At 69.5% G+C, this 2,040-nt stretch carries 1 protein-coding gene and 2 pseudogenes; 2 read left to right on the top strand and 1 reads right to left on the bottom strand.

All coding sequences use genetic code 11. The features are described from left to right. Positions 1 to 440 (top strand): annotated as a pseudogene (locus tag KZA10_RS13390) (hypothetical protein); the annotation flags it as partial. Here the strand turns inward: KZA10_RS13390 and KZA10_RS13385 are convergent. Further along, a pseudogene (locus KZA10_RS13385) lies at positions 437 to 1,201 on the bottom strand (glycosyltransferase); the annotation flags it as partial. The pseudogenes KZA10_RS13390 and KZA10_RS13385 overlap by 4 nt on opposite strands. Between KZA10_RS13385 and KZA10_RS13380 the strand changes: the two are divergent. Then, a partial coding sequence (locus KZA10_RS13380) for a YncE family protein (RefSeq protein WP_256934833.1) occupies positions 1,118 to 2,040 on the top strand: 923 nt, incomplete at its 3' end. The pseudogene KZA10_RS13385 and the gene KZA10_RS13380 overlap by 84 nt on opposite strands.

Genomic DNA, 2,040 nt, shown 5'->3' with positions numbered 1-2,040 from the left:
AGCTCCGGCGGGGACCCGCGCTGCTCTCGCTGCTGTTCGGCGGAGCGGTCGCCGCGGCGACCGCGTTCGTGTGGCTCATCGGTCCGTGGCTCTTCGAGTTCATCACGCGCGGCGAACTCGAGGTCCGCACCTCCACGATCCTCGCCTTCGGCTGCATGATCATGCTCACCGCGGCGGTGTATCCCCTGGGAATGTTCATCATGGACAAGCCGGGCATCCGCTTCCAGGTGATCCCGACGCTCGCGATGGCCGCGGTCAGCATCGTCCTGTCGCTCGTCCTGACGCCCGTGCTGGGCATCGTGGGCCCCCTGCTGGGTGTCGCGTTCGCCCTGGTCGTGTGCCAGGTGATCCCGTACGCGATCTACATCCACCGGCATCGGGAGCGCCTGCTGGCGCCCGAGCGCTCGGAGGACCCTGCTCCGGTGGTCGAGCAGGGCTAGCCGGGCCACTCCTGCTCGCGCCGTCGAGCGCAGCGGGCGGTGGGATGGATGGACTCCCCGCGCGCGAGGCGCAGGGCCAGCTGCTCGTACGCGTCGGCGACCGCATCCCAGGAGAAGTCCTCCGCGGCTCGGGCTCGCAGGCTGCGTGCACCCGAGTCCGCGGCAGCGGGATCGGCTTCGGCGGCCTCAAGCGCCGTCGCCACCGCGGTCGGGTCGCCGAAGTACCAGCCCTGGCCGTCGAGCACCTCCCGGTTGAAGACGACGTCGTGCGCGATGACCGCGGTGCCCGCGCCCATCGCTCGCAGGAGCGAAGGGTTCGTCCCGCCGACGGAGTGGCCGTGCAGGTAGGTGAAGGCGTGGTGGTACAGCGCGTCGAGAAGGTCCTGGTCGTACACCGCGCCGAGGAGGCGGATGCGCTCGTCCGCCGCGGCGAGTGCATCGATCGCGGCGGTGTAATCGGCCGCGTAGGGGGCGGATCCGACGACCACGAGGGGCTTGGCCGCGGTCGATGCGGCGTACCCCTCGACGATCTCGCGGACGTGGTTCTCGGGCTCGAAGCGGGCGACGACGAGGTGGTATCCGCCCGGTTCGAGACCGAGGGCGCTGATGCCGTCGGTCGCGGCGTCGTCCAGAAGCGGTGCCCCGTAGCGGATCAGCTCGCTGGACACGTCGAACTGATGCCGGTAGTAGTCGGCGATCCCGGGGGCGTCCGCGATGATCGCATCGGCCGTGCGGACCCCGAAGCCTTCGGCCCAGCGGTATACATCGGCGGCGGATTCACCGCTGTCGACGGTCAGAACCGCTACCGGCTCGCGGCGTTCAACACGGACACCGGACAGCTCATCGCCAACTGGACCCCCGGGACCAACACGATCGTTCAGGGCATCGTCGCCACCGACACGACCGTGTACGTCACCGGCGAGTTCTCGAACGTCAACAACACCGCCCGCACCGGAGTGGCCGCGCTGAGCGCCTCCACCGGCGCGGTGCTCGACTTCAACCCCGTGCTCGCCGGAGGCTACGGCGTCCGCTCGGTGGTCGTCTCGCCCGACAAGTCCAAGGTCGTCATCGCCGGGTCGTTCACCTCGACCAACGGCTCGACGAACCCCGGGCGCGGCATGGCCGCCCTCGACGCCACCACCGGCGCGAGCCTCCCGTGGGCGATCAACAGCGTGATCCGCAACGGCGGCACCGGCGCGTCCATCTACTCGCTCGCCTCCGACGGCGACAGCGTCTACGGCAGCGGCTATGACTTCGGCGGCTCGAAGACCGAGGACGACTTCGAGGGCTCGTTCCGCGCCAACTGGAGCGACGGCTCGATGGTGTGGATGGAGGACTGCCACGGCGACACCTACTCGGTGTACCCGACCGGCGGCGTGCTGTACACCGCCGCCCACTCGCACTACTGCGGCAACATCGGGGAGTTCCCGCAGCTCGACCCGTGGAACTTCAACTTCTCGCTCGCGTTCGACATCCGCGTTAGCCAGGTGGAGGGGTCCGAGACGACCGTCCCGCCGGCTGCGGCTGTCTCTTTTACGAACTCCTTCGTCCGATCCCCAACCTGGGCGCTGATGATGGTTCCGTGCGCGCCCAGGCGACG

This window comes from Microbacterium sp. BF1 (assembly GCF_019279095.1).
GTDB classification, from domain to species: Bacteria; Actinomycetota; Actinomycetes; order Actinomycetales; family Microbacteriaceae; genus Microbacterium; species Microbacterium maritypicum.
Note: the sequence above shows the minus strand (reverse complement) of the source record. Positions and strands in the feature narration are given on the sequence as shown.